This window comes from Moritella sp. (assembly GCF_013215705.1).
GTDB lineage: Bacteria > Pseudomonadota > Gammaproteobacteria > Enterobacterales > Moritellaceae > Moritella.
This window is the reverse complement of sequence record NZ_JABSQR010000045.1, coordinates 1-26,771: the sequence shown is the minus strand read 5'-3', so window position 1 is coordinate 26,771 and position 26,771 is coordinate 1. Positions and strand designations below refer to the sequence as shown.

22 protein-coding genes and 1 pseudogene are annotated in these 26,771 nt (G+C 41.1%); 14 read left to right on the top strand and 9 right to left on the bottom strand.

Features of this window, described 5'->3' with window-relative positions:
• Positions 1–251 precede the first annotated feature (251 nt).
• Positions 252–1,904 (top strand): response regulator, encoded by a 1,653-nt coding sequence (locus HRT96_RS21285; protein ID WP_293160598.1) that lies wholly within the window; start codon positions 252–254, stop codon positions 1,902–1,904.
• Between the two features lie 332 nt (positions 1,905–2,236).
• On the top strand, positions 2,237–3,256 hold the full coding sequence (locus tag HRT96_RS21280; RefSeq protein WP_293160596.1) for an alpha/beta hydrolase: 1,020 nt from the start codon (positions 2,237–2,239) through the stop codon (positions 3,254–3,256).
• 63 nt (positions 3,257–3,319) lie between these two features.
• Here the strand turns inward: HRT96_RS21280 and HRT96_RS21275 are convergent, their stop codons facing one another.
• Complete coding sequence (locus HRT96_RS21275) at positions 3,320–4,108, bottom strand: AraC family transcriptional regulator (protein ID WP_293160594.1); 789 nt, start codon at positions 4,106–4,108, stop codon at positions 3,320–3,322.
• 25 nt (positions 4,109–4,133) lie between these two features.
• Between HRT96_RS21275 and HRT96_RS21270 the strand changes: the two genes are divergently transcribed.
• The gene (locus HRT96_RS21270; protein WP_293160592.1) at positions 4,134–4,436 is read left to right on the top strand and encodes a hypothetical protein; all 303 of its coding nucleotides are present in this window, start codon (positions 4,134–4,136) and stop codon (positions 4,434–4,436) included.
• A gap of 115 nt (positions 4,437–4,551) precedes the next feature.
• On the opposite strand, the gene HRT96_RS21265 is transcribed toward HRT96_RS21270, so the two are convergent.
• Entirely contained in the window at positions 4,552–5,328 is a 777-nt protein-coding gene (locus HRT96_RS21265) for a helix-turn-helix transcriptional regulator (RefSeq protein WP_293160590.1), read from the bottom strand.
• A 139-nt stretch (positions 5,329–5,467) separates the two neighbouring features.
• Between HRT96_RS21265 and HRT96_RS21260 the strand changes: the two genes are divergently transcribed.
• Positions 5,468–6,643, top strand: coding sequence for a multidrug effflux MFS transporter (locus HRT96_RS21260; protein WP_293160589.1), 1,176 nt, complete (start codon positions 5,468–5,470; stop codon positions 6,641–6,643).
• A 79-nt stretch (positions 6,644–6,722) separates the two neighbouring features.
• Here the strand turns inward: HRT96_RS21260 and HRT96_RS21255 are convergent, their stop codons facing one another.
• Positions 6,723–8,522 carry an ABC transporter ATP-binding protein gene (locus HRT96_RS21255; protein WP_293160587.1) on the bottom strand — a complete coding sequence of 600 codons (1,800 nt, stop codon included), beginning with the start codon at positions 8,520–8,522 and terminating at the stop codon, positions 6,723–6,725.
• Between the two features lie 789 nt (positions 8,523–9,311).
• Here HRT96_RS21255 and HRT96_RS21250 point away from each other — a divergent pair.
• The 4 genes and pseudogenes from HRT96_RS21250 to HRT96_RS21235 form a co-directional block, all read left to right on the top strand.
• A pseudogene (locus HRT96_RS21250) lies at positions 9,312–9,458 on the top strand (DDE-type integrase/transposase/recombinase); the annotation flags it as partial.
• Entirely contained in the window at positions 9,436–9,720 is a 285-nt protein-coding gene (locus HRT96_RS22020; RefSeq protein WP_366051153.1) for a hypothetical protein, read from the top strand. The pseudogene HRT96_RS21250 and the gene HRT96_RS22020, both read left to right, overlap by 23 nt.
• A 129-nt stretch (positions 9,721–9,849) precedes the next feature.
• Positions 9,850–10,674 (top strand): exodeoxyribonuclease III, encoded by an 825-nt coding sequence (xthA, locus tag HRT96_RS21240; RefSeq protein ID WP_293160585.1) that lies wholly within the window; start codon positions 9,850–9,852, stop codon positions 10,672–10,674.
• 241 nt (positions 10,675–10,915) lie between these two features.
• On the top strand, positions 10,916–12,544 hold the full coding sequence (locus tag HRT96_RS21235) for a lytic transglycosylase F (RefSeq protein ID WP_293160583.1): 1,629 nt from the start codon (positions 10,916–10,918) through the stop codon (positions 12,542–12,544).
• A 16-nt stretch (positions 12,545–12,560) separates the two neighbouring features.
• Here HRT96_RS21235 and HRT96_RS21230 read toward each other — a convergent pair whose 3' ends face one another.
• From HRT96_RS21230 to HRT96_RS21210, 5 genes are all read right to left on the bottom strand, one after another.
• Positions 12,561–13,202 carry a hypothetical protein gene (locus tag HRT96_RS21230; RefSeq protein ID WP_293160581.1) on the bottom strand — a complete coding sequence of 214 codons (642 nt, stop codon included), beginning with the start codon at positions 13,200–13,202 and terminating at the stop codon, positions 12,561–12,563.
• 206 nt (positions 13,203–13,408) lie between these two features.
• Positions 13,409–14,119: an ABC transporter permease gene (locus HRT96_RS21225; protein WP_293134578.1), complete on the bottom strand. Its 711-nt coding sequence runs from the start codon at positions 14,117–14,119 to the stop codon at positions 13,409–13,411.
• 1 nt (position 14,120) lies between these two features.
• Entirely contained in the window at positions 14,121–14,885 is a 765-nt protein-coding gene (locus tag HRT96_RS21220; RefSeq protein ID WP_293134575.1) for an ABC transporter permease, read from the bottom strand.
• A 114-nt stretch (positions 14,886–14,999) separates the two neighbouring features.
• Positions 15,000–15,761, bottom strand: a complete 762-nt coding sequence (locus HRT96_RS21215) for a transporter substrate-binding domain-containing protein (protein WP_293160579.1) — start codon at positions 15,759–15,761, stop codon at positions 15,000–15,002.
• A gap of 97 nt (positions 15,762–15,858) precedes the next feature.
• Complete coding sequence (locus HRT96_RS21210; protein WP_293143830.1) at positions 15,859–16,629, bottom strand: ATP-binding cassette domain-containing protein; 771 nt, start codon at positions 16,627–16,629, stop codon at positions 15,859–15,861.
• 481 nt (positions 16,630–17,110) lie between these two features.
• Between HRT96_RS21210 and focA the strand changes: the two genes are divergently transcribed.
• From focA to rlmA, 4 genes are all read left to right on the top strand, one after another.
• Positions 17,111–17,962 carry a formate transporter FocA gene (gene focA / locus HRT96_RS21205; RefSeq protein ID WP_293160577.1) on the top strand — a complete coding sequence of 284 codons (852 nt, stop codon included), beginning with the start codon at positions 17,111–17,113 and terminating at the stop codon, positions 17,960–17,962.
• A 74-nt stretch (positions 17,963–18,036) separates the two neighbouring features.
• Entirely contained in the window at positions 18,037–20,316 is a 2,280-nt protein-coding gene (gene pflB / locus HRT96_RS21200; protein WP_293160575.1) for a formate C-acetyltransferase, read from the top strand.
• A gap of 126 nt (positions 20,317–20,442) precedes the next feature.
• Positions 20,443–21,219 (top strand): pyruvate formate lyase 1-activating protein, encoded by a 777-nt coding sequence (gene pflA / locus HRT96_RS21195; protein WP_293160573.1) that lies wholly within the window; start codon positions 20,443–20,445, stop codon positions 21,217–21,219.
• 102 nt (positions 21,220–21,321) lie between these two features.
• Entirely contained in the window at positions 21,322–22,155 is an 834-nt protein-coding gene (gene rlmA, locus HRT96_RS21190; protein ID WP_293160571.1) for a 23S rRNA (guanine(745)-N(1))-methyltransferase, read from the top strand.
• A gap of 117 nt (positions 22,156–22,272) precedes the next feature.
• Here the strand turns inward: rlmA and yfbV are convergent, their stop codons facing one another.
• Positions 22,273–22,710, bottom strand: coding sequence for a terminus macrodomain insulation protein YfbV (gene yfbV, locus HRT96_RS21185; protein WP_043994476.1), 438 nt, complete (start codon positions 22,708–22,710; stop codon positions 22,273–22,275).
• Between the two features lie 410 nt (positions 22,711–23,120).
• Between yfbV and HRT96_RS21180 the strand changes: the two genes are divergently transcribed.
• Together HRT96_RS21180 and pta are read left to right on the top strand one after the other, a co-directional pair.
• A complete protein-coding gene (locus HRT96_RS21180) occupies positions 23,121–24,314 on the top strand; it encodes an acetate kinase (RefSeq protein WP_293160568.1) in 1,194 nt (397 codons plus the stop codon).
• A 106-nt stretch (positions 24,315–24,420) separates the two neighbouring features.
• Positions 24,421–26,550 carry a phosphate acetyltransferase gene (gene pta / locus HRT96_RS21175; protein WP_293160600.1) on the top strand — a complete coding sequence of 710 codons (2,130 nt, stop codon included), beginning with the start codon at positions 24,421–24,423 and terminating at the stop codon, positions 26,548–26,550.
• Positions 26,551–26,771: the final 221 nt, after the last annotated feature.

Below are 26,771 nucleotides of genomic sequence, written 5' to 3'. Positions count from 1 at the left end.
CCGAGTGGCCAAAGGGATCAGACTGTAAATCTGACGGCTCAGCCTTCGAAGGTTCGAATCCTTCTCCCTCCACCACTCTCTCTACACTTCCAGTACTTCTGCTTACACCTGCGCACAAAAAACACTCAACTATAGGTTCTAATTAACAAAACAGTGTTCCTCTCAAGACACTTTTATGCATACCTGCTATTGTGGTTAATGCTAATCATTAGCGTCTAAATTAATCTATTACTCTTGAGCATTAAATATACATGAATAATAATTTTGACTATCGAAATAAACGCGTGCTCATTGTAGATGACCAACGTGCTTTTCAGATCATGCTCAAAACCATGTTGATTAATTTTGGTGCTAAAGATGTAATGCATGTGGGCAGTGCCGAAGATGCGTTAAGACAATGTCGTCATAATACCTTCGACTTAATGCTCGTTGACTATAACCTTGGCTCAGGCATTAATGGTCGGCAGTTATTTGAAGCACTCAAAGTCCATAATCTACTGCCTATTCACACTGTATTTTTCTTAGTCACCGGTGATAACTCTAAAGCCATTGTGTTAAGTGCAATTCAAATGACACCTGATGATTATTTGATGAAGCCATTTTCACAAAACGAGTTAAATTTACGTATCCAAAGAGCCTTCAATAAGAAAGAAGCCTTGCTACCTATCTATCAAGCGATTAAGGATAATTATTTCGCTCAAGCCATGGAAGAGTGTGACAACGCCATTATCTACTCTGCTCGCTATCGAAATTTCTGTAGTTTGTTTAAAGCCGAGCTGTTAATTGAAAAACAAAAGTACGCAGAAGCCCGTATTATCTTAGAAGAATTTATAGACGACCACCCGCATACCCATGCGCAATTGCTGTTAGGGCGGGTGTACTGCTTAGAGAAAAAATACCAACAAGCAATTCCGTTACTATCCGATATAATAAAATTCAACCCTATGGTATTAGATGGTTACGATTGGTTGGCACAATGTTTTAAAGATGGTGGCGACAGCGAAAAAGCACTGAGTATCGTGCAACGTGCAATCAAACATTCGCATTTGTCATTAAACCGTCAAAAACTTTTAGCCGAGTTAGCGCTTGATACAAATATGAACGCAATAGCGAAAGAAGCCTTTTTCGCTATTTTAATGCAGACCAAAAATACGATTCATCAAGATCCTCAGCATTTAATTAATTACGTACAAGCCATTATTCTCGTGGCTAAAAACGAAGAGGATAAATTTAAGCAAGGTCGGTTACTACAAGAGATTAGTGGCTTGTTTCACCGACCTTCTCAGCAACACCCTTATGTGGAAGAAGACGCATTGTTAGCGCTTGAAGGTTACAGTCTAGCATCGATTCATAACGTAAAAGGTAATCAGGTTAAAGCCAAAAGTACCTTATTGAAAAGTAATGAAGCTTATTTGACTGAGCCCGAAGCCACGCCGGAATGGTTAGGGCCGCAACTGGTTAACTTACTCGTCGATTTAGAAGAGTTTGGGTTTGCAGAAAAATTAACACCTTTCATCCAGCATTCTAATGCCCACAGTGAAAAATTACTTGCCAGCATCCGTGGTGAAGAAGACAGTAAAGAAGTTCATTTTCAGCACCACAACAGACTGGGTATTGAAGCATTTACTGACGGTGATCTTGAAGTCGCACTGCAACACTTTGAAACCGCACTGTCTATCGCACCACTCAATACCGGTGCAGCACTGAATAAGGTACAAGTGTGCATAGCACTACTCGTCAAAGTCGAGCGACCATGGCCAGAAGTAACCAAGAAAATAGCAGATACCTTTACCGAGCTAGAAAACTTCCCACTGTCTGAACAACAAACAGAGCGTAAAGCAGAATTGAAAAAAGAGTTCAATATTCAGCGTATGCATGAGAAGAAAAGAGCAAACAGAATCTAAACCTCTTATCAGCTTAGACCTTACCCAACATAGAGCGAGCTATGACTAAGACGCAAGACTTGTGCACTTGTGTTTTATTACTTCCTTTAGAGAAACACCAACACGCCCCATCTTTTAACTCGCATTACTATATAACATAAAATAAACACGATTTACGTTTGTTGTATTCATCAACAAACTAAATATCAGACTGATTTTATGGTTCTGTATATTAAATGCAAAAATAGGTACTAAAACCTGTTTTAGGTCGTCCTAAATCCTATTCTAGGGCGTCTACACTCATGCATCTTGACATACTAGCGTCACTTTTAGCCTAAATCAGGAATCGTTAAATGAAATTATCCGCCGTTCTTATTATTTTATTTCTATGTATTAGTAAGGTCGCCTTCGCTGGTTCTGTTGGGTTTCAACAGTTCAAGTTAGCGAGTGATACCAGCCGCCCACTAAAAGTCAGCCTCTGGTATCCCACCTCACAAAATACACCATCAGAATCAGTTGCCGAAAATATCGCTTTTATTGGAACAGCAGTAGTCAAAAATGCTTCGGTTTTGCCCACCAAGCATCCTCTTGTATTACTCTCACATGGATATCGCGGAAACTGGAAAAATCAAAGCTGGCTTGCGAATGCGTTGGCACTAAAGGGTTATGTGGTAGCAGCTCTCAATCACCCAGGAACCACAACATTTGATCATTCTAGATTACAGGCATCGCAGTGGTGGCAACGACCACACGATTTGGTGCGTGTATTAGATTACCTACTCGAAGATACGATTTGGCGCGCCTCAATTGATGCAGAAAACGTATCCGCTATTGGTCACTCTTTAGGAGGCTGGAGTGTGATGCAATTAGTCGGCGCACAACTTGACCGTGACGCATTTAAAGCACAGTGTCTGTTATACCCAAATCCCAGAATATGTGGCCTAACAAATGAGCTGGGGCTCACGTCACCACAACCAGGAGAACCCAAATCTCTTAACTTCTATGATCCGCGAATCAAAAAAGCGGTAATTTTAGATCTGGGCCTAGCTCGCAGCTTCTCTTTAGAAAGTATGGAAAAAGTGGAAACACCAGTGCTAATATTAGGTGCAGGGGTCGATATTGGAGACTTGCCTCAAGCAATGGAATCTGGTTATCTGGCCGAACACCTGCCATTATTTAATCGTCATTATAAGGTGTATGAACAAGCAATGCATTTCAGCTTCTTACAAGTGTGTAAACCTGGCGCTATCGCTCTTTTAGAGGAAGAAGTGCCGGGTGATGGTATTATATGTAAGGACACTTCTAGTACTAGTCGCGATATACTCCACCAACAAATGGTAAAAGATATTTTGGGTTTTTTCACTCATGCATAGTAAAATAATCTAATATACAGGGCACTCTCTTACCTGCTAGTGCCCTGCGTTGACCTCATACTGTTATTTTTCACAAAGCACCATAGCGTCATTTCTATATGCGCTCGGTGTTTGCCCTGTGATGCGCGTAAACTCACGATTAAAGTTGGACTTGGTTTGAAAGCCAGCGCTAAGATAGATATCAGTAATACTGTCTTCACTGTCTACAAGTCGCTTTTTCGCATATGTAATCCGATACTCATTGAGCACTTTCGAAATATTCATACCGCATACCTGATTAACGGCCATAGAAACTTGCCGCGTAGGAATACCAACTTTTCGCGACAAACGATTCAAGGTTAGATTCGTATCGCGGAACGCTTCTTTATCCTTCATCAAGGCTTCAATTTTGCTCACTATATCCTTAGCATCCTGTTCAGATAAGCGAACACTTTTCGGGACGGAATCAATACTAGCATCAGGCAACAACTTTGCCTCTATATCTAACAATGCCTCAGACTCCGTACTTAATGTACTAAAACCAACAATAATCACAGCAACAACGACGCTAGGAATAAGGATTAGATAGCTGAGCGATAAAATATATAGCGCATGCTCTCCACCATACACCATAAAATCAAAAGACAGTACGCCATCAATGCAGGCAGACACAAGCAAGGTGATACCTGCAACACGCTGCGCAAAGAGCACCCCCTCAACATGAGAAAGCCGAACATCTTCCGGCATCACTAATGATGAACGAATGAGTAAAGTGCCATAGCTAAGATAGAGCATAGTCAAAATAACATCGATCGCGTTAACCCAGAATGTAAACCACCACGAACATACAATAATCACAAGAGGACCAGACAAATGTAACCACGAAAAGCGCCCTGCATTGTATGTTTTAGAAAAACAATACCAAGCCATTACAGGTAAAAATGATGCAAAGATCGGCTGTAAAAACCTGAAAATAGCGATATCAAAGGTTCAGCGAAGCCCAACCACCGCCGTACTTATCGCGCATAAAGTGATAAATAAAGAAGGTACTTTACCCTCAATTGGCTTCTTCACGAGTAGAGTAATTGCGATGATCACTAGTAGCAGTGACATGATAAAAGGCAGTGGAATAGCAATCATTAAAATTCCGTTTAGATATGAAAGTCTGCGATATTATGCCCCATATCCATTCATTTTTTAAGCCCATCTCAATATCTAAAATATCTAAAATATCTAAAATATAAATAAATCATAAAACGGGATAAGTTAACAAAGTCATCAATTATTAAATGAGGCTGTTTAATGGCTCTGCTGGTTTATTGCTGATTTTCTATAAAATGAAGCGGAGTAAATCCTGTTTTTTGACGAAAAAAACTAATAAAAGCACTATCGCTCGAAAAACCAAGACGATAAGCAATATCAGTAACACGTAACTGCTTGGATAATAATTCTATCGCCGCTAGCACCCGCCATTGTTGACGCCAACTCTGATAGGGCATCCCTGTCTCTTTTGTAAAAATACGCGTGATCGTCTTAGTACTGGCCCCCACCTCTGAACTTAACTGTGTCAACGTAGGGGCGAGGAAGTCGTCGTGATTAACCTTAAGTAGCCAATCTTTTAATCGATAGTCATAGGGTAAGGGTAAATTCAAATGTGTATCTTTAGCGGCATTCAATTCTTCAATAAATAGGTTCAGAGAATTAATCATTTCATCTTCTGGTTTATCAAATGACCACATTGCCATTCTCTCAATCAAGGCTAGGAATAACGGATTTACATCCAAAATCCTCATTTCACGTGATAATCTTGATTGTAACGATTCATTAAAAAACAGCGACCGATAGTGGCTTACGTTCGTCATGTGAGCACTATGCTCAACACCGGCAGGGATCCAAGCTGCACGCATAGGGGGAAGAACGCACTTCATTCCTGCCATTGTTATCACCATGCAACCGCGCTGAGAAAACAGCAATTGATCTTTTGTATGTGTATGTCGTCCCGAGTCATGAACACCCAAAATAGATGCAACCCCAACGACTAAACCTGAATGTTCATCTACGTTGAAGTCAGATGCTTTCGAAATAAAAGCCACTTTCCACCTTGTCCTTAAATCGACATTTATAGTCCCAATGTTAACATTAACACCATTCTATGTACTATATACTTCTCATTATCGTAACTGATGTGATTTATTACGCACTAATAGTGCAATAGAAAGTAGGAAAAAAATAATGAATACAGAAGTAAAAAAGATTTCAATTCCTTTAGCGGTCATATTACTGATGTTTCCGCAAATTATCGAAACCATGTACAGTCCAGCACTAACATCCATTAAAAATCATTTTGGTGTTTCGGCTGCGGCTGCCGCACAAGCATTATCGATATTTTTTATTGCGTTTGCCGTTGGGGTTGTTGTTTGGGGCCGTATGTGTGATGTCATTGGTCGACGTATCTCAACATTAGCAGGCTTAATGGTATTCATTGTAGCTGCCGTGTTTACGTTGATGGCACCAAGTTTCAACATGCTGCTCGTGGGGTTTGCTTGTTGCGCTTTCGGGGCAGCGGTAGGTTCTATTTGTATCCAAACCATTATTCGTGATGGCTACCATGGTATGGAACTTTCACATATTTTCTCAATCGTTGGAACTTCGATTGGTTTGAGCCCTGTAATTGGTATGTTAACAGGTAGCTGGCTAACGGCACACGGTGGGTACACTTGGGTTTTTTCTGCCATGGTCGTATTTGTCGCAGCACTCTTAGTATGGGCATTTATTCAGCTGCCTGAAACTAAACCAACCAACAACCGCCGTGATAGCTTGTTAGCTGTCGGTCTGAAAATGCTAAAAGATGGCCATATTTGGTATATCTCACTGATGGTCGCTATTTTTAATATTTCACTATTTTCATACTACAGTATTGCGCCATTTATGTTTGAAAAGCTTGGAGTCAGTGTTGAATACTTTGGTTATACAGGTTTTGTGCTTGCTGCTGGTTCTATTGCAGGGTCATTGATCAACATGCGATTAATCCGCCGCAACTTAAGCCATGATCGTATCGTTAGTGTTGCAACCGCCTTGCTTTTACTCAGTGGTATCTGTGTGTACCTTCTGCAAGACTCAGTATGGTTTTTCATCCCAATGATGTTGGTTTATTTGTCTTTTGGACTCGCGTTACCCAACCTATTAAGTGGCGCGTTAACGGATTACCAAGATCACTTAGGCAGCGCAGGGGCATTACTTGGTCTATTTTACTACCTTATCATTGGTTTTGGTTTACATGCCGCAAGTGACTTTGGCAGCCTCGCTATCACTTTACTTATATGTGGACTAGTCGCCAGTATACTTGTATGGCTTAAATTGACACGTAGCTTAAAAAGCAGTGACCTTGGTCAACGAACAAGATCTTAAACACTACACCATAAAATCCCTGTTCACTTGAGATAAAATCTTGTTAGGTACTGATTCTAGCAAGGTTTTCAATGAAAACTTAGGTGGTGTCAGGCATCAATTTACGAGTCAAAGCGCGGGCATCAGCATCATGGATAGCCAAGCGTTCCCTGAAAACAGCGAAAAGATGCTCTCCCCCTTGAGTCGTCACTACATTATACAGGAGTTGCGCGATTAATAGCCTGAAACAATGTTCCTTCAGGACATCAACAATAATATCTTCAATGCACTTCTCACCGGCATCTGAAAAAGTTGAAATACGTTCAAAAATTGCATTTCCAAACACCGATTTAACAGGAAAGTATTCCGGTGACAACTCTAATTCGCCAACTAAGCGCTTTGTTTCTACGATCACTCTAAACCGATGATAAAGCGCTTCATCCTGTAACGTCTGAACGAGGTTAGCCTTTTGCTGAATATCAAATTCGAGGCGTGTTCGTAGCCCCCTGCGCACCATTATATTGTCAGTACCCATTGCTTCATCCAACTGGAACCAGTCTTTGCTCTCATCACATGATTGACCCCTCGCCATTTGAGGAGCAACCCAGTCAAATTCAAAGGAAGCAACACTGTTACCAGCTTGCCTAAGCTCTTCTTTCCAACCAGCGACACCAACCAATATATCCTCACCAAAGACAGGTTCATAATTAAATGGCTTGAATAGGCTTTCACCGAGTGTTCCTTGAAAGATATAAGGCTTGGAACTGGCATCGCCGATGCGACTGGCAACCACAGTTTGATGTAAATAATTCACGTCATTCTCAGTAAAATGCACAGTAATTCCCTTCATAGCTATGTATCCACGAAGGCTCGTAAGCGTATGAGGTTCCCCATTAAACAACGTGTCTTTCTCAATGTTTTTTGGTGCGAAACGTTCGATTACTAGCTCCCAACGCAATACCATATCTTGGGTCTGGTTGTAATAAGTTAACAGCTCTTTCCAAGGTGACGACAGGTCTTTGTAAGCAGCTAGCGCTGCAATCAAGGCGCCTACAGTTACTTCTCCTTTAATCGCTAAATAACCACCCACAGAATAGAAAAAGAAGGGTGTCAATTGATTGATAAAGTTGTTCAAAAACTTCATAAAGAACTTCTTTTGATAAATCTTAAAACGAATGCTGAACAAGTTCCCCAAACGATTAGAAAACAATGACAATCTATGACGTGTCCCGCCGTTCATACGAATATCACAAACACCTGCAGCTGTTTCACCAATATCAGCAGCAAATTTTCTAACCTCTTTTATCCTCTCTTTATTCAACACATTAATCTGGCGCTGTAATTTAGGAATAATCCATGCCTGTAATGGAATAAGCGCTATGGACGCGACCCCAAACCAGAAACTCTGGGCAAATAGGAACACAAGAATTGTCAGCATCTGCCCAGCCTGAAAGACTGGTTGCGATAGCATATTCCCCATAAATGATCCCATGGGTTCCGCTTCAGATGTCACCATAGAGACCAACTCACCTTGACTTGTGGTACGAAAATATGAACGTGGAAACTTCAACATCCGAGCGACAAGTTGAAAACGAAATCGCCGTAATAATCGTTCCGATAACACACCTTTCATGGTGTTTAAGTGCATCTTCAATAACCCGTTGGCTAATACTGATAATAGAAAACCGACACAAAGAAGCATCAAAAACTGGGTCTGACTTAGTTTCATGCTCAGCAAAAAAACATCTTCCCCTGTTCCACCAATTGCATCGTTAATAATGCGCTTAGGTAACTCTAGCGAAGCGTACAGAATAGGGAAAGTCAGGAGCGTAATGGCCGTGAGAGTCAACTGATTTCTTTTTGAATACTTCCAGATAAATTGAAAAATGCTCTTTTCCATTTTTCGAGTTCCTCGTGCAGGATTAGTAGATATGCCACACATTTACGGCTATTTAATGTTTTAAGTAGATAACATTAATGTTTATGAGTCTGGCACGTTATAACTTTAGTCCATTTGAAATAGCCAACTTAAATGATCTGTAAATTGTGCGACATGAGAAGCAGCAAGGTCGTCCCCAGTGGCGTAGCCATCACTATGAGTACCAAAACATTGATAATTAAATTATTTTTTACACACTTATCACAAATATAGGCTATTGCCATATGATGAGCATCACCAATTGATACAGCATGTTTAAATGTAGTTTCGAGCTAATAACAGTTAATCCCCCGCATGAACGATATATTTAAGAATAACCAATAGATTTTATGACTTAATTAAGTAGTTTTAGGTTGTTTGGTGTATTCATTAATTTATATTTCAGACAACCAAGCATTGCCACGCACATGTAAATTTAACGTTACTTATCATAAAGATAGGATGGACTGGTAAATAATTTAAAAAAACTAATACAAATTAGATACCTACCATTGGTGATTTACTCAGCACTAGGTAGTCAGTTCCGTTCAAGAAGAGCCAACTAACACCGAACAATGTCCGTGGTAGGAATATTAAAAAAAGCTTCCGCTCTTTTAATACAAGACAGCATCAAACGATAGATTTGATAGCCGCGCTATCAAGCAGATGAAGTGTCGGTAGATACAGGCTGCAAGCTTAGTGAAAGAAGTCGGCATTGTCAGTAAACAGCCTAATAAACATAAATATAAAATATCCGAGGATGTATCAAAAATAGCGCCAAACAGACTGAATCGGCAGTTTGATGTTGAAACCGTCAATCAAGTCTGGTGCGGCGATGTGACCTATGTTTGGGCTGGAAATCAATGGATGTACTTAGCTGTGGTAATGGATTTATTTGCACGAAACATTGTGGGCTGGGCATGACAAGATAGCAGAACTATTAACATTTGTTCAAAGCAGTCCCATTTCTGCACAAATAACACAAATTATTAAAATTTGCCTAGCAACCGGTACTCGAATAATGGAAGCTATACAACTCAAAGGACAAGCGACTCATATTTTAGTACTACAAAAGATACTTGGTCATGTAGATATAAAGCAAACCATGGCTGACTCGCACTGTGCACCATCGCATCTACAAGATGCCGTTTTATTTAATCCACTGGCAAGCATGAGCTAAAAAGTGGCGGTAAAATGGCGATTAATTATGTAACCATGTGTGAATACACAGTGGTATTTGACGGTAGACCCTTTTTGTAAGTGTCTGATTTTAAATAAAACAACCAAATAACAAAGGGTTAAAAAACCTATGAAAATAATCTCATTTAATATTAACGGCCTTCGTGCTCGATTACATCAATTACAAGCGATCATCGACAAGCATTCGCCTGACGTAATTGGCCTGCAAGAAATCAAAGTACACAACGAGATGTTCCCAGTAGCAGCCGTTGAGGACATGGGTTATCACGTATTCTTCCACGGTCAGAAAGCCCATTACGGTGTTGCTATGATGGTGAAGAAGAGCACGGTTGCAGACGTAGCAGCAATTAAAGTGCAATACGGTTTCCCTACCGATGACGAAGAAGCGCAAAAACGTATGATCATGGTGACGTTTGAGCAAACATCTGGCAAACCGATCACAGTGCTAAACGGTTATTTCCCACAAGGCGAGAACATCAGCCACGAAACCAAATACCCGTACAAGCGTAAATTCTATCAAGATCTAAACATCTATCTTAACGACAATCACACCGCAGAAGATGATCTGATCGTGATGGGTGATATCAATATTTCACCAGCAGATAAAGATATCGGTATCGGTGAACCCAATGCCAAACGTTGGTTAAAAACCGGTAAATGTAGCTTCCAACCAGAAGAACGCGAATGGTTAGCCAAACTACAAGGTTTTGGTCTACACGATACGTTCCGTACTATCAAACCTGAAGTAAGCGATCGCTATAGCTGGTTTGATTACCGCTCAAAAGGTTTCCCAGACAACCGTGGACTGCGTATTGACGTGATCTTAGCAACGGCGACATTGAATGCTAAAGTTGTCGAAAGCGATGTCGATTACGAACTACGAGCTATCGAAAAACCATCGGATCACGCGCCAATATGGACAACATTTGGTTAACACCCTTGTAATATTTAGTTAACTAGGCTTACAAACTTTTAGATCGCTAAACTTATAAACAGTACAATAGCTTAGGCTTATATGCCTGAGCTATTTTGTATCTCAAAAACGCATTTCAGAAATATGTGTCTAACATTAATGTTACCTAAACACTCATATATCAGATGCGATGATGGCCATACAATGGAGCAAGATATGCACTACAGCAACGAACAGCTTATTTCTCTGTGTCATTGTCAGTATGTCTCCAAGTCATGGACAGTATTCCGCGAACAACAATTCAGTGATCACTGCTGCGACTAGATCCTCCCGGATCTCACCGCTAACACAAAGCGCAGACGATACAATCAGTAATACCCTCTTGCCACATGTAACGACACCAAAAGCGATGATTTTAAATTCAAAGGTAATTATTTTAAAATCTACCGATAACGACGCGATGTCAACAACCCCTCGTGTTCAACCTTCAATTACGCAGCGTTCGATTGCCCAACAGCAGCTTAGTATTTATAGCCAACCGAGCTTTGAAGATCTTCCCCAGCTATTAAAAAAACGCACCATCAAAGTGCTGGTCGTTAATCATCCTGCGTATTATTTTATTTACCAAAGTCGTCCGCGTGGACTTGCTTATGACATGATGCGCGAATACGAAAAACACCTAAATCAGAAGCACTTCAAACACACCAAGTTAAAACTTAACATCCTGTTTATTCCGGTGCCAAGTAGCCAAATTATCAGCTTATTGGCACAGGGTTATGGCGATATTGCCATTGGCCCTTTAATGACACCCCAGCGCCAGCAGAACCAAGTGACCCATACCGAGCCCATCTATACCGACCATCAATTATTACTCGTCAGCCATAAATCGACAAAAGAATACCAGGATATAAAACAGCTCTCAGGCAAGGAAATATGGATACGCCGCAATAGTATTTACCACCAGCAATTACAACACATCAACAAGCAGTTATTTCATCTCAACAAACCACCCATTTACATCAATATTGTCAGCGACGAACTTGAAGATTTCGAAATTTTAGACATGGTCGACAACAAGCAAATATTCATGACAATGACCTCTAACCACAGCTTACGCTTGTGGAAAAGGTTATATAAAAATATAAAAATACACCATAAATTAGCGGTTGGCAGTCGTATCCCCAGTACCTGGGCGGTACGGAACCACACACCACAATTGACCACCAGCTTAAATCAGTTTATTGCCAAACATAAAAAAGGCACCAAGATCGGCAACATCCTGCACCGCCGCTATCTGGTAAGACACCCATGGTTAAAAAAAGTCATCCACAAACAGTTTGAAAACCGTTATTTAGAAACCGAACAGATCATTAAAAAGTACGCCAAGCAGTACAAGTTCGACTGGCAACTTATTCTTGCGCAAGCCTATCAAGAGTCTCGACTCAACCAAAAAGCTATTAGCCATCGCGGCGCTGTTGGGGTGATGCAAGTACTGCCCTCAACCGCCAACGAACCTTATATCAATATTAAAAACATCAACCAGGTGGATGATAATATCCATGCGGGCGTGAAGTATTTACACTTTATGCAGCAGCGTTATTTTAGTCACGACAAGATCACTAAACTCGACTCACTATTACTCAGTTTTGCCGCTTATAACGCAGGTCCAGCTAAGTTAATTCGCTTAAGAAAACGGGCATTGAAGGAAGGCTTAAACCCGAACATTTGGTTCAATCATGTCGAGAAGATTGCCGCTGAAGTCATCGGCAGAGAAACCGTCGATTATGTGAACAACATTTATAAGTTTTATGTCACCTACTTGCTCGCGTCACGTTACAAGATCAATGACACCCAGATAGCCCAGCAGCGAGTGACTAACAATGCCCAGTGAACAATCAAATGAACAACTATAACCAGCCTTTGACAGTGCCGATAGACGTGCCAATACTTACCTTAATTTTTAATTTTAATAATTCAAAATACTCTCCGGTACTCAAGTCATCATTATCATCACAGCGAGGGTCGGTTCTTTGAATTAAATCAATCACTTCCGCTGTTATAGGGATCGTTTCACAGCCATGACCTGTCTCACAAATCAAATCCCATTCAGGTTTTGCCTGTATATGGCAACCAAAACAGTTATTGCCAAAACGGTTAATCACGTCAACAAAGCCACGTTTTCTGATTTCACTACCCGTATCAGACACATCCAATTCAAAAAATTCCCAATCCATTGTCGCCGGACTAAATCCACGGCCATGCTTAACCATTACCTCTCCCGGTACCAGTTGTACGACAGACCCTTCGGGATATTTTCCGCCCGTGGCAGAATTTGCTACCGCCAAAGTAGCGTCGATATTCCCATTCAAATTGTCAACATAAAAACCGCGCACCTTAGTCATATCCCGAATACAGCTAAAGGTGCTATCAGATATCGCAATCTCGCCCTTACCCAAACCATCCACGCCATTCTGTTCTGCTGCGACGATACCTGTCCACGCAACCAATAGAATGCCAATTCCCCTAATAACCTGATTTTTTAAATTCATATCCATACTTCCTTATCCAACACAAAAGATAGCTTACTGTTAGCGGCACACAGTAAGGCGCGCGCAATTGATTTGCGCGCAACTTACTTTCACACAGTAAAATCATAAAGGAGTATTGTCAATTCCAAATCTGTTCTCAGTGTTGCGTGATAACGATACCCAAGCTACAACGATGTAATTAATGATGTGAATAACGATGTAAATAGTTAAGCAAGGTGTCTAAACGCGCGCTTTTCTAACCTTTTGAATACAGCAAAGATAGCAAAGCATAAACACAGATAAATAGCACCCGCAAAAATGAATGCTTCAAACGGGGCATAAAAACGTGAATACACATTATAACCCGCACCCGTGATGTCAACCAAGGTCACCACACTGGCGATGGACGTTGCATGCAGCATAAATATCACTTCATTACTGTACGCAGGCAACGCACGACGGAAAGCCGACGGTAAGATAATACGACGCAGGACCTGCCAATCGCTCATGCCATAGGCTTGTGCAGCTTCAATTTCACCCTTATCCGTTGTCACCAATGAACCACGAATGATCTCGGTACTGTATGCGGCCGTATTTAATATAAACGCGAACAGACAAGGATAAAATGCATCTTCGAGTAAAAACCAAATCGAGCTGTCTTGAATACCATCAATCATGGTCACCCCATAATAAATCAGATACAGCTGGATCAATAACGGTGTACCACGGAACACATAAGTAAATAGCCAAATACCACGTGATAACCACACATACTGACTGGCACGCATAATCGCTAACGGCACCGCCAGAAAGAAACCGATGACAACCGATAAAAATGCCAGTTGTACCGTCAATACCGTACCATCCCAATACTCATTTAAAGTACTCGGGGTAAACATTTCATTTTGCTCAAGCAAAGCAACCAGTTGATCTAACATATTAATGACCTTCTACACCTTTGCTAAAGTGACGTTCTAAATATTTCAGTACAATTTCACTCACCGTGGTAATCGCTAAATACACAAACGCAACGGGAATGAAAAACAGAAACGGTTCATAGGTTGTCATCGCCGCTTCTTTCGCCAACTTAACCATGTCTGATAAGCCGATAATCGATACCAGCGCGGTGGTTTTAACCAACACTAACCAGTTGTTACCAATACCCGGCAGCGCAAAACGCATCATCTGTGGAAACATTACACGACGGAACACTTGCCAGTCAGACATGCCATAAGCGGTTGCAGCTTCCAATTGGCCTTTATCCACAGACAATAATGCACCACGGAATGTCTCGCCCATATAGGCACCAAAAATGAAACCAATCGTCAGCACACCGGCACTAAATTCATCGATATTAAAATACATACCATCTTCATAAAACGCAGATAATGTTAACCAGCCGTGTTCGATATAAAACGCATTGATGGCATAGGTTTCATGTAATTCGTATAACCATTCCGAAAAATTATTGAGTCCGACTTGCAAGCCAAAATAAATCAGCATCATTAACACCAGATCCGGCACACCACGGACTAAACTGGTATAAGACACAGCTAACACAGACGCAATTTTACCACCGGAATAACGGGCAACGGCGGTAATCAGTCCCAGCAACACTGCAATGACTAATGAAAAAATGGCGAGTTTAACGGTCAATATAGCGCCATTAAAAATACCTGGCCCATAACCTTGAAGATCTAACATAATATTCCCAGAAAAGCAGTGGACGCTTGGCTGTCACTAATAGCCTTAACTAATAATTTTCACTAAACGTCCATTGTTATTATCGTCATGCACGCTTGCGCAACGATAAAGAGACTACATTTTAATACTGTAGCTGAAGTATTTAGCTTGGATAGTTTCGTATGTACCATCTGTTTTAATTTCTGCTAATACTTTATTGAATGTAGCGGCAAGTGATTTATCACGTTTACGCATTGCTACACCCATGCCTTCACCCAGTTGGAATGTATCGCCAACGGCTGCATAAGCGCCTTTTTTCTCAGGGATAAGTAACGTGGTATCACCTACTGGGAAATCCAGTAATACCATGTCTAAACGACCGCCTTCAAGATCAAGCAATAAGTCACCACTGGTGTTATAACGCTTAATTTTGTTATTGCTCGCATAATTCTCAGTGACATGTGTATCTTGTACTGTACCGCGCTGTACACCAATACGTAATTTTTTGAATGCGGCTTTATCTGCTACATCAAGTTTAAAGTCTGCTGCTGCAAACCAAGCGCTTGGTGTATTGTAGTAAGGTTCAGAGAAAAGTACCTTCTTCTTACGTGCGTCAGTAATCGACATAGAAGAGAAAATAGCATCGTATTTACGTGATAATAAACCCGGAATAATACCGTCCCAAGATTGAACCACCCAAGTACAATTCCAATTAGCGCGTTTACAAACTTCATTACCTAAGTCGATTTCGAAACCGGTCAGCTCGCCATCCGGCGTTTTATATTCAAATGGCTTATAAGGTGAATCAACACCTAAACGAACATCCGTCCATTCTTTGGCTACTACAGCTGAAGAAAGCAATAAGCTTGTTGCAATGACGCAGACTAATTTTTTCATAAGTATTTCCCTATTATTATAATGAGATCAATCAATGATCCGGTGTTTGTTGTCGTTTTATTATAGTTATATTTTGCTAATATTTTGGTGCCAGCTCTTAATATTTTGGTGCCAGGAACTGCTTAACACGTTCTGATTTCGGGTTATCAAATAATTCTTTAGGATCGCCCTGCTCTTCAATTTTACCTTGATGTAAAAAGATAACCTTAGTGGATACATCACGTGCAAATGCCATTTCATGGGTAACTACTAACATAGTGCGGCCTTCTTCAGCCAGACTTCGCATTACCCGTAATACTTCACCGACTAATTCAGGATCCAATGCGGAAGTTGGTTCATCAAATAACAACACTTCCGGTTCAACCGCCAGTGCACGGGCAATCGCCACACGTTGTTTTTGACCACCAGAGAGCTGACTTGGGTAAAAATCTTTTTTTTCCCATAAATCAACTTTCTTCAAATATTGTTCTGCACTTGCCAATGCGTCGCTGCGCGAGAGTCCCAAAACCTGAATTGGTGCTTCGATCACATTTTCAATGACCGTCATGTGCGACCATAAATTAAAGCCTTGAAATACCATGGCCAAACGTGAACGAATACGTTGAACTTGTTTTTTATTCGCGATAGTTCTATTACCGTCGCGTCCATCAATCATTTCTATTAATTCACCATTCACCGAGATATCACCTGCGGTCGGCATCTCTAATAAATTAATACAACGTAAAAAGGTGCTTTTACCAGAACCTGATGAACCGATAATTGAAATCACATCACCTTTGTTGGCAGTCAGATCGATACCTTTCAGGACTTCATTGTCACCAAATGACTTATGCAAATTTTTGATGTCTAATGTGGGACTGCTACTCATTCTATTCATCCTAAATACGATTATAAAACATGTGCAACACTTAAATTCAAACTAACATTAAAGACTGCAACATAAAAACAACATTTAACATACCAAATTAGTCATTCAGATAACATGAATGCAGGCTAATTCAGAATTTAACACCACGTAGATACTTATACGCAGTCTTATAAACCATACATGTGAAATATACAGATCGATTGTTTTCGACATTTTATTGTAAGATAACGACAATATTAGTATTTACGTTGGTAAATACCTATTAAGGTAGTGATTTAAACTTTATTTTCACAGTTAAAATAAAATTTAACTAAAAGTGTCATTTACGTAACTTAATTACAGCATTTGGAAACAAATAAAAGTATTAAATGCCTGTTTTCGTAATAAAAAAACATAAAATAGCCAAATGTTGATCTGGATCACTTTCGATATACTCCAAGATAGGTAATAATACACCTGAGTTATTTATTGAGACTAAACAATGCAAACAGTAAGCCCATTTGATGCCATCCTACCACCAGAGCTGCTAAAAAAAGCAGAATCTATCGGAGTAGCAAAAGCAACTAAAGCACCTAAACAAGCTTTTATGCTTGCTATCACTGCCGGTGTATTCATCTCTATCGCATTCGCCTTCTATACAACGGTAACAACAGGTACAGCTGATGTTGCTTATGGTTTCAAAAAATTCATGGGTGGTTTTGCCTTTAGTCTTGGCCTACTACTTGTTGTTGTTTGTGGCGGCGAACTGTTTACCAGTTCAATCTTAACGATTATTGCTCGTGCAAATAACAAGATAACCACCCTGCAACTTGCTAAAAACTGGGCTGTTGTCTACGCCGGTAACTTCATTGGCTGCATCTTATTTGTCATCTTAATGGTATTAGCCAAGCAACACCTCGTCGCAGATGGCGCCTGGGGTATCAATGCCATGAAAATTGCCCAACACAAATTGCACCATACTTTTATTCAAGCTGTCACGCTTGGCATCTTGGCTAACCTACTGGTGTGCCTTGGTATATGGATGAGTTTTGCCGCGCGCTCTATTACCGACAAATTTGTGGCTATCGCATTACCGGTAACCATGTTCGTGGCATCGGGTTACGAACACAGTATCGCTAACATGTTTATGATCCCACTCGGGTATGTTATTGCGAACTTTTCCGGTCCTGAATTTTGGTTACTCACAGGCGCCAACCCAGCTGACTTTACCGATTTAACATTATCTAACTTTGTATTTAATAATCTTATTCCTGTCACCATTGGCAACATCATTGGCGGTGGCGTATTAGTTGGCCTGACATACTGGGCTATCTATTGCAAAAAAGAATCTTAATCTCTGCAGTAAACACAGCAGTGATTACACTTTGAAATTACATTTTTTAGAATATTAATAGATTAGGTGTATTTATGACTGAACAAACAATTTTTGATCAAGCGTGGCAAGGTTTCACTACTGGTGAATGGACAAACGAAGTTAACTTACGTGATTTCATCCAGAAAAACTACACAGAATTTACCGGTGATGAGTCTTTCCTCGCTGATGCAACCCAAGCAACAGATACGCTTTGGAAGAATGTCATGGAAGGCATCAAAATCGAAAACAGCACGCATGCGCCACTTGATTTTGATACTTCTATTCCATCAACAATTACCTCACATGCCGCGGGTTACATTGACCAAAGTTTAGAAACAATTGTTGGTCTACAAACTGAAAAACCATTAAAACGTGCCATTATCGCTAATGGCGGTATTCGTATGGTTGAAGGTTCTTGTAAAGCATATGGCAAAGAACTCGATCCAGTAACCAAGAAAATCTTCTCTGAATACCGTAAAACACACAACCAAGGTGTATTTGACGTTTATACAAGTGACATCATGAAATGTCGTAAGTCAGGTATCCTAACTGGTTTACCAGATGCATACGGTCGTGGTCGTATCATCGGTGATTACCGTCGTGTGGCGGTATACGGTATCGACTTCCTAATGAAAGATAAATTTGCACAGCAAAAATCATTAGAAGCGAAGTTCTACTCGGGTGAAGACCTAGAAGCAACAATGCGTTTACGCGAAGAGATCTCAGAGCAGTACCGTGCCCTAGCACAAATCAAAGAAATGGCGGCAACTTACGGTTTCGATATTTCTGGTCCTGCAACAAACGCAAAAGAAGCAATCCAGTGGACTTACTTCGGCTACCTTGCGGCAGTTAAATCACAAAATGGCGCAGCAATGAGCTTTGGTCGTGTAACGACCTTCTTAGATGTATACATCGAACGTGATTTACAAGCGGGTATCATTACAGAATCTGACGCACAGGAAATGATCGATCACCTCGTCATGAAACTACGTATGGTGCGTTTCTTACGTACCCCAGAATACGATGAGTTATTCTCTGGTGATCCAATCTGGGCAACAGAAACTATCGCCGGCATGGGCACAGATGGCCGTTCATTGGTAACTAAATCATCATTCCGTATACTGCACACACAATACACTATGGGTCCTTCACCAGAGCCAAACATCACGGTATTGTGGGCTGAACACTTACCATTAAACTTCAAACGCTACTGTGCGAAAGTATCAATTGATACCTCGTCAATCCAGTACGAAAATGATGATTTAATGCGTACCGACTTCGACAATGATGACTATGCAATTGCTTGTTGTGTATCACCAATGATCGTGGGTAAACAAATGCAGTTCTTCGGCGCACGTAGTAACCTTGCTAAAGCATTGTTATATACAATCAATGGCGGCGTAGATGAAAAACTGAAAATCCAAATTGGTCCTAAAGCAGACAAGATCACCGATGATGTACTTGATTACGCAGATATTAGAGCGCGTTATGACAAAGTGATGGATTGGTTAGCAACGACTTATGTTACAGCGCTAAACTCAATCCACTATTCACACGACAAATACTCGTATGAAGCATCATTAATGGCATTACATGACCGTGACGTAGAACGTACAATGGCATGTGGTATCGCGGGTCTATCAGTTACTGCTGATTCACTTTCTGCAATTAAATACGCAAAAGTTAAACCAATTCGTGATGAAAATGGTATTGCAGTCGATTTTGAAATCGAAGGTGATTATCCTAAATTTGGTAACAACGATTCACGTGTTGATGATATCGCTTGTGAACTAGTTGAAACGTTCATGAAGAAAGTGTCTAGCCACAAAATGTACCGTGATGCGAAACCAACACAGTCAGTACTAACAATTACATCAAACGTGGTATACGGTAAGAAAACGGGTACAACACCCGATGGCCGTCGTGCCGGCGCACCATTCGCACCGGGTGCAAACCCAATGCATGGTCGTGATGAAAAAGGCGCAATCGCTGCCCTAACATCCGTTGCAAAACTACCGTTTGAATACGCAAAAGATGGTATATCTTATACTTTCTCTATCGTACCAAACGCACTCGGTAAAACTGACGATACCCGCCGTACTAACCTTGCAGGTTTGATGGACGGTTACTTCAAGCACACCAGTGCGATTGAAGGTGGTCAGCACTTAAACGTAAATGTGATGGACCGTGAAATGTTACTTGATGCGATTAAGCACCCTGAAAAATACCCACAACTGACCATTCGTGTGTCTGGTTACGCGGTACGTTTCAACTCGCTAACACCTGAACAGCAACAAGACGTGGTCACACGAACATTCCAACAGTCATTCTAAGACTGCCAAGAATTACGCTATAGAATATAACCATCGTTGTTTTTATAGCGACAAGAAACAAAAGCCTTACATCTGTAAGGCTTTTGTATTTATAATAACTGTATAGCCCTATCTTTTGGAAATATTATGTCGCTTATTAAGTCTATTGATTCTACCGAGTTATGTAGCACAATCGGACGCATTCATTCTACTGAATCTTTTGGATCCGTAGATGGACCAGGTATTCGTTACATCGTTTTCATGCAAGGCTGCTTAATGCGGTGCCTGTATTGTCACAACCGTGATTCATGGGATTTGCATTCAGGTAAAGAAACAACCGTTGATGAATTAATACGTGAACTTATTTCATACAAGGCATTTATGCTAGCAACAGGTGGGGGTGTAACAGCATCAGGCGGCGAAGCAATGCTACAGCCTGAATTTGTCCGTGATTTTTTCACTGCCGCGCAGGCTGAAGGTGTTAACACTTGCTTAGATACTAACGGCTATATTCGTAAATACAGCGACGTGATTGACGAAGTACTCGATGTTACTGACTTAGTGATGTTGGATTTAAAGCAAATGAATGACCACATTCACCAACAATTAGCGGGGGTGAGTAACAAGCGCACGTTAGAATTTGCCGAGTATTTAGAAAAACGTAATCAGAAAACCTGGATACGTTATGTTGTGGTACCCGGTTATACCGATGATGATGCATCTGCGCATCAATTGGGTAAATTCATTCAACACATGAGTAATATTGAGAAAGTGGAATTACTGCCTTACCACGAACTTGGTCTGCATAAATGGAAAACCATGGGCTATGATTACCCGCTTGATGGCGTGCCACCACCGAGTAAAGACACCATGGACCGCATTCAAAACATCTTATTAGAATACAAAGATAATGTAATTTATTAATCGTCCAAACAGCATTCTATTGCAAACCGATCCGAGCTCTATGCTATGATCGGTTTTTTGTTTTAGCCTTTTTGCTAATCGCCATCAGAATAATGAGATCACATGAACTACCTCTGCCCTATCTGCGCTCGCCCTTTATCTGCACAAAACAAAAGTCTAGTTTGCGAGCAACGCCACCAATTTGATTTAGCAAAAGAAGGTTACGTAAACCTACTGCCAGTGCAAAACAAAAAATCAAAGAATCCGGGTGACAACAAAGAGATGATGCAAGCGCGGCGTGAATTTCTGGACCAAGGCTTTTATCAATCACTATCAGACAAGGTTAATAGCCTAGCTCAGCAAGCATTAATCGCGGTCAACGCTCCTAATATTCTCGACCTAGGCTGTGGCGAAGGCTACTATACGCATCGTTTAGCGCAAGTCATGGCAGCTATGTCGGATGCTAATACAGCACCCAAAATAGCGGGTTTAGATATTTCTAAGTCGGCAATTCGTTTCGCAGCAAAGCGTTATAAAACGATCAGTTTTTGTGTGGCCAGTGCTTACAACACCCCATTCGCCGATGCCAGCCAAGATTTAGTGATCCGTATTTATGCGCCATCACAAGATGCTGAATTAGCTCGTATTATAAAAGTCGGCGGTTACTTGCTTACCGTGACGCCTGCTGCCGAACATTTGTTTGAATTGAAACAGAAAATTTATCAAACCCCTGAAAAGCATGACATGAGCATCGAACCAATTGCAGGGTTTGAGGTAGTTGAACAACAACGTTTGACACAAGAGATCACACTGACACAAGCCAAAGACAGTAAAAACCTACTGGAAATGACGCCGCTGGCTTGGAAGATGAGTGACGAGCAAAAAGCGCAATTATACGCCACCGATTTAACGTTAACGCTGGACTTTAACATCACCCTTTATAAGCGTACAGCATAACGCTTTCGCAGCGCATACGCATAGCTGGCTCATTTAAAAGACAAAAAAATACCGATATTAACCATATCGGTATTTTTTGTGCCTATGTAAGCCAACGTCTCAGTAATAAATCGTCGATTACTTAACCGTGAAAGCCTTATCCATACGCTTAAATGCACTTCCTAAAATATCCGCCAATTCACTGTAATGCGGATTTTTTTTGGCTGGTTCAAGTTCACAACCTTGCGTAACTAACCCTTGATAAAGTTCATGATACCAACTTGCTAATGACACCGGTAATAACTCGCCAGAACGTTTACCTAACCAGAACAAACCTTGCATTGGCAGTGTAATAAATAATAATGCAATCGCAATACTGGCGGGTAATTGCTGCATGTCACCATATAAATACTGCATCATCACGGTTAAAATGGCTAATGGCGGCATCGTCTTAAAGCCAAGCTTAGTAGCCGCAATAACTCTATTTTCAGGAAAACGCGCAGCCAGTTCTTTTTTCATCGGCCAGCGCTGCATATAATGTTGACCTTTATATAAGGTATTTTTAAATACACTCATCAGCATCCTCCTGTCAAAAGACAAATTTACTATAGTTCAAACCATACACTATGTCATGGTGCAGGTAAAATAGTATATCAATGTTACGTTAATGGTTTAGATCAACTTTATTACAAATATACTTTGAGATATCACCCCATAGCAAGTAAACTATGCACCAGTTAACACTTTTAGGTAAAATGTGAGTGACATAACTCACATTTTTAGAAAATTGTCATTTCTTTAAGATGGATACTTAGTAACGAACATTCGTCGTATCAACTACGACATCGTACGTAAAAATGACAGTGTCAGCCAATTTACTAAGCACAGACAATATCTCTGCTTTAATAAAGATACGATACCTAAGCCAATATCGCTAGGATTGTTATCAGTTATTTTATTGATTATTTCATAATAGGTTTTTACGCATGAATAAACTCGTTCTAGTTCTAAACTGTGGTAGTTCTTCTCTTAAATTCGCAGTTCTTGACTCAGTATCTGGTGATGAAAAATTATCCGGTCTTGCAGAATGCTTTAATTTAGAAAACGCACGCATCAAGTGGAAACTTGACGGCAATAAAGGCACTGCCGATCTAGGCGCATTCGCTTCTCACAAAGAAGCTGTAGCATACATCGTAAATAACATTCTAAAAGAACAGCAAGCAATGAGCGACGCTATTGTTGCGATCGGTCATCGTGTTGTACACGGCGGTGAAAAATTCACTTCATCAGTAATCATTGATGATGCTGTAATGCAAGGTATCGAAGACTGCGCAGCACTAGCACCGCTTCATAATCCGGCTCACCTTATCGGTATCCGTGCTGCACAAGTTGCATTCCCAGCACTTCCTCAAGTTGCTGTTTTTGATACTGCATTCCACCAGACTATGCCTGAAAAAGCATACCTATACGCACTTCCGTACAAACTATACCGTGAAAATGGTATCCGTCGTTACGGCATGCACGGTACTAGCCACCTATTCATCGGCCGTGAAGCAGCTGCTCTGCTAGGTCAAAAAGTTGAAGAAACTAACATCATCAACTGCCACCTAGGTAACGGCGCATCAATCTGTGCAATTAAAAACGGTAAATCAGTAGACACAAGCATGGGTATGACTCCGCTTGAAGGACTAGTGATGGGTACGCGTAGTGGTGATCTTGACCCAAGCATCATCAACCACCTAGTTACACAGTGTAACTACACGCTTGCAGAAGTTAACAGCATGCTTAACAACGAAAGTGGTTTATTAGGTATTTCTGAAATTTCTAGCGATTGCCGTGCTATCGAAGATGGCTATGCAGAAGGTCAAGTTGGCGCAGTTCGCGCAATGGAACTTTCTTGCTACCGTCTAGCTAAATACATCGCTTCATACGCAGCTGCTTTAGGCCGTATCGACGCTATCGTATTTACTGGTGGTATTGGTGAAAACTCTGATGTAATCCGTTCAATTGTATTAAAACAACTTTCTATCTTCGGTATCGAAGTTGACGAAGCGGCAAATACAGCGGCTCGTTTTGGTTCTGAAGGTACAATCACTACAGCAAATAGTAAAATTAAAGCTATGGTTATTTCTACTAATGAAGAACTTGTTATTGCACAAGACGCAGTAAGCCTAATCTAGTTCGGCTATTAGCTAAATCAGTTTAATTTTAAAATAAGGAAGGTGTAAACGCACCTTTCTCTCTTCTCAATCCCAATATAAGGTGACGCTAGTGGCTCGCACTATAATGCTTATCCCAGTTGGCGCAGGCGTAGGCGTAACTTCAGTTAGTCTAGGTATGGTTCGTGCGTTTGAACGCAACGGCCTAAACGTTAACTTTTTCAAACCTGTTGCTCAACCTCGCCAAGGCGAAAAAGGTCCTGAGTTATCAACTGAAATTATCCGTCAAGGAACAAATGTATCACCTGCAACACCGTTCACTTTATCGCACGCTGAAAAATTAATCGGTGCTGGTAAAACTGACGTACTGCTTGAAGATATCGTTGAGCGTTTTGAATCGCACATGGTTGATGCTGAAATCGTTGTTGTTGAAGGTCTAGTACCAACAGCAAAACAACCTTTTGCTAACAGTGTAAACTACAACATCGCTAAAGCACTTGATGCTGAAATGATCTTTGTGACTAACCCAGGCACAGATTCATCAGAACAGCTAAAAGATCGTTTAGAGATCGCTTGCTCAAACTTCGGTGGCAGCAAAAACAAACGCATCATTGGCTGTGTGATCAACAAAGTTGGCGCACCACTTGATGAAGCGGGTCGTAACCGTCCAGATCTGGCTGAAATGTTTGAAGCAAACGCAGGTAATGCTAGCCATAACCTAGAAGTGCTACAAGTATTTGGCAAAAGCCCAATGCCGATCCTTGGTTGTATTCCTTGGAATGCAGAACTGATTGCACCTCGTGCAAAAGATCTGGCTAAGCACTTAAATGCTGAAATCCTAAACGAAGGCGACATCGAAGAACGTCGTCTAGTGGGTATCACGTTCTGCGCACGCTCTATTCCAAACATGCTTGAGCACTTCCGTCCAGGTGGCTTATTAGTTACTTCTGGCGATCGTGCAGACGTTATCGTTGCGGCATGTCTTGCAGCAATGAACGGCGTTAAAATTGGCGCATTGCTACTAACAGGTGATGTACGTCCAGACGCAAGTGTATTAAAACTTTGTAGTCAAGCAATGGCTACAGGTCTACCAATCATGCTAACGCCAACAAATACTTGGCAGACTGCATTAACGCTTCAAAACTTCAATCTTGATATCCCTGCAGATGACAAACCACGCATCGAAGCAGTTCAAGAATACATCGCAAGTCACATCGACAAGCAATGGATTGAAACGTTAACGGTTGGCACTAAACGTACTCGTCGTCTATCGCCACCTGCATTCCGTTACCAGTTAACTGAATTAGCGCGTAAAGCGAAGAAACGTGTTGTACTACCTGAAGGTGAAGAGCCACGTACAATTGAAGCGGCTAATATCTGTGCTGAACGCGGAATCGCGACACCAGTACTGCTTGGTAACCCAGCTGAGATTAAACGTGTTGCAGAAAGCCAAGGTATCACTTTGTCTAGCGGCGTTGAAATCGTAGATCCAATAACATGTCGTGAAAAATATGTTGCCCCTATGGTTGAACTCCGTAAAGCCAAAGGCCTGACAGAAGTAGTAGCACGTGAACAACTAGAAGATAACGTTGTGCTTGCGACTATGATGTTAGAACAGTCTGAAGTTGATGGTCTTGTATCTGGTGCCGTGCACACGACAGCAAACACAATCCGTCCAGCACTGCAGTTGATCAAAACAGCACCGGGTTCAAACCTAGTGTCTTCAATCTTCTTCATGTTGCTACCTGATCAAGTGTTAGTGTACGGTGATTGTGCAATTAACCCAGATCCAAATGCGTCTCAACTAGCTGACATCGCGATTCAATCTGCTGATTCTGCTAAAGCATTCGGTATTGATCCTCGCGTTGCAATGATCTCTTACTCAACTGGTTCATCTGGCCAAGGTAGTGATGTAGATAAAGTACGTGAAGCAACTAAGATCGCACAAGAACGTCGCCCTGATTTAATCATCGACGGTCCATTACAGTACGATGCTGCTATCATGGAAAATGTTGCGAAAAGCAAAGCGCCAAACAGCCCTGTTGCTGGTAAAGCAACTGTATTTGTATTCCCAGATCTTAATACTGGTAACACAACTTACAAAGCGGTACAGCGTTCTGCAAACCTAATCTCTATTGGTCCAATGCTGCAAGGCATGCGTAAACCAGTAAATGATTTATCACGTGGTGCATTAGTAGACGACATCGTTTACACAATCGCGCTGACAGCGATTCAATCTAAGCAGCTAAGCTCTTAGTCTAAAATCCTGATAAACGTGTTTAAGGCTCCTTAGGGAGCCTTTTTTATTAACTTAAGTAACTGAAAAACAAAAAATAAAATATTCAACATCCACAAACTGACCACGCATCAACTTATCATCACCTATCTAATACTTAATACCAGGCATACCATTTTGACAGTTTGGGCATTTCCGCTGAAAGTTGTCAGTTCCATTTGATCCATACACATGGCCACAAG

Excerpts from the sequence above, each read along its gene's own strand:
- HRT96_RS21255 (WP_293160587.1), bottom strand. The coding sequence starts at position 8,522 with ATGGAAAAGAGCATTTTTCAATTTATCTGGAAGTATTCAAAAAGAAAT.
- HRT96_RS21215 (WP_293160579.1), bottom strand. The coding sequence starts at position 15,761 with ATGAAAAAATTAGTCTGCGTCATTGCAACAAGCTTATTGCTTTCTTCA.
- HRT96_RS21285 (WP_293160598.1), top strand. The coding sequence starts at position 252 with ATGAATAATAATTTTGACTATCGAAATAAACGCGTGCTCATTGTAGAT.
- yfbV (WP_043994476.1), bottom strand. The coding sequence starts at position 22,710 with ATGAGTGTATTTAAAAATACCTTATATAAAGGTCAACATTATATGCAG.
- HRT96_RS21220 (WP_293134575.1), bottom strand. The coding sequence starts at position 14,885 with ATGTTAGATCTTCAAGGTTATGGGCCAGGTATTTTTAATGGCGCTATA.
- HRT96_RS21280 (WP_293160596.1), top strand. The coding sequence starts at position 2,237 with ATGAAATTATCCGCCGTTCTTATTATTTTATTTCTATGTATTAGTAAG.
- HRT96_RS21235 (WP_293160583.1), top strand. The coding sequence starts at position 10,916 with ATGTCTCCAAGTCATGGACAGTATTCCGCGAACAACAATTCAGTGATC.
- rlmA (WP_293160571.1), top strand. The coding sequence starts at position 21,322 with ATGAACTACCTCTGCCCTATCTGCGCTCGCCCTTTATCTGCACAAAAC.
- pflB (WP_293160575.1), top strand. The coding sequence starts at position 18,037 with ATGACTGAACAAACAATTTTTGATCAAGCGTGGCAAGGTTTCACTACT.
- HRT96_RS21180 (WP_293160568.1), top strand. The coding sequence starts at position 23,121 with ATGAATAAACTCGTTCTAGTTCTAAACTGTGGTAGTTCTTCTCTTAAA.
- xthA (WP_293160585.1), top strand. The coding sequence starts at position 9,850 with ATGAAAATAATCTCATTTAATATTAACGGCCTTCGTGCTCGATTACAT.
- HRT96_RS21230 (WP_293160581.1), bottom strand. The coding sequence starts at position 13,202 with ATGAATTTAAAAAATCAGGTTATTAGGGGAATTGGCATTCTATTGGTT.
- HRT96_RS21225 (WP_293134578.1), bottom strand. The coding sequence starts at position 14,119 with ATGTTAGATCAACTGGTTGCTTTGCTTGAGCAAAATGAAATGTTTACC.
- focA (WP_293160577.1), top strand. The coding sequence starts at position 17,111 with ATGCAAACAGTAAGCCCATTTGATGCCATCCTACCACCAGAGCTGCTA.
- HRT96_RS21260 (WP_293160589.1), top strand. The coding sequence starts at position 5,468 with ATGAATACAGAAGTAAAAAAGATTTCAATTCCTTTAGCGGTCATATTA.
- pta (WP_293160600.1), top strand. The coding sequence starts at position 24,421 with ATGCTTATCCCAGTTGGCGCAGGCGTAGGCGTAACTTCAGTTAGTCTA.
- pflA (WP_293160573.1), top strand. The coding sequence starts at position 20,443 with ATGTCGCTTATTAAGTCTATTGATTCTACCGAGTTATGTAGCACAATC.
- HRT96_RS21210 (WP_293143830.1), bottom strand. The coding sequence starts at position 16,629 with ATGAGTAGCAGTCCCACATTAGACATCAAAAATTTGCATAAGTCATTT.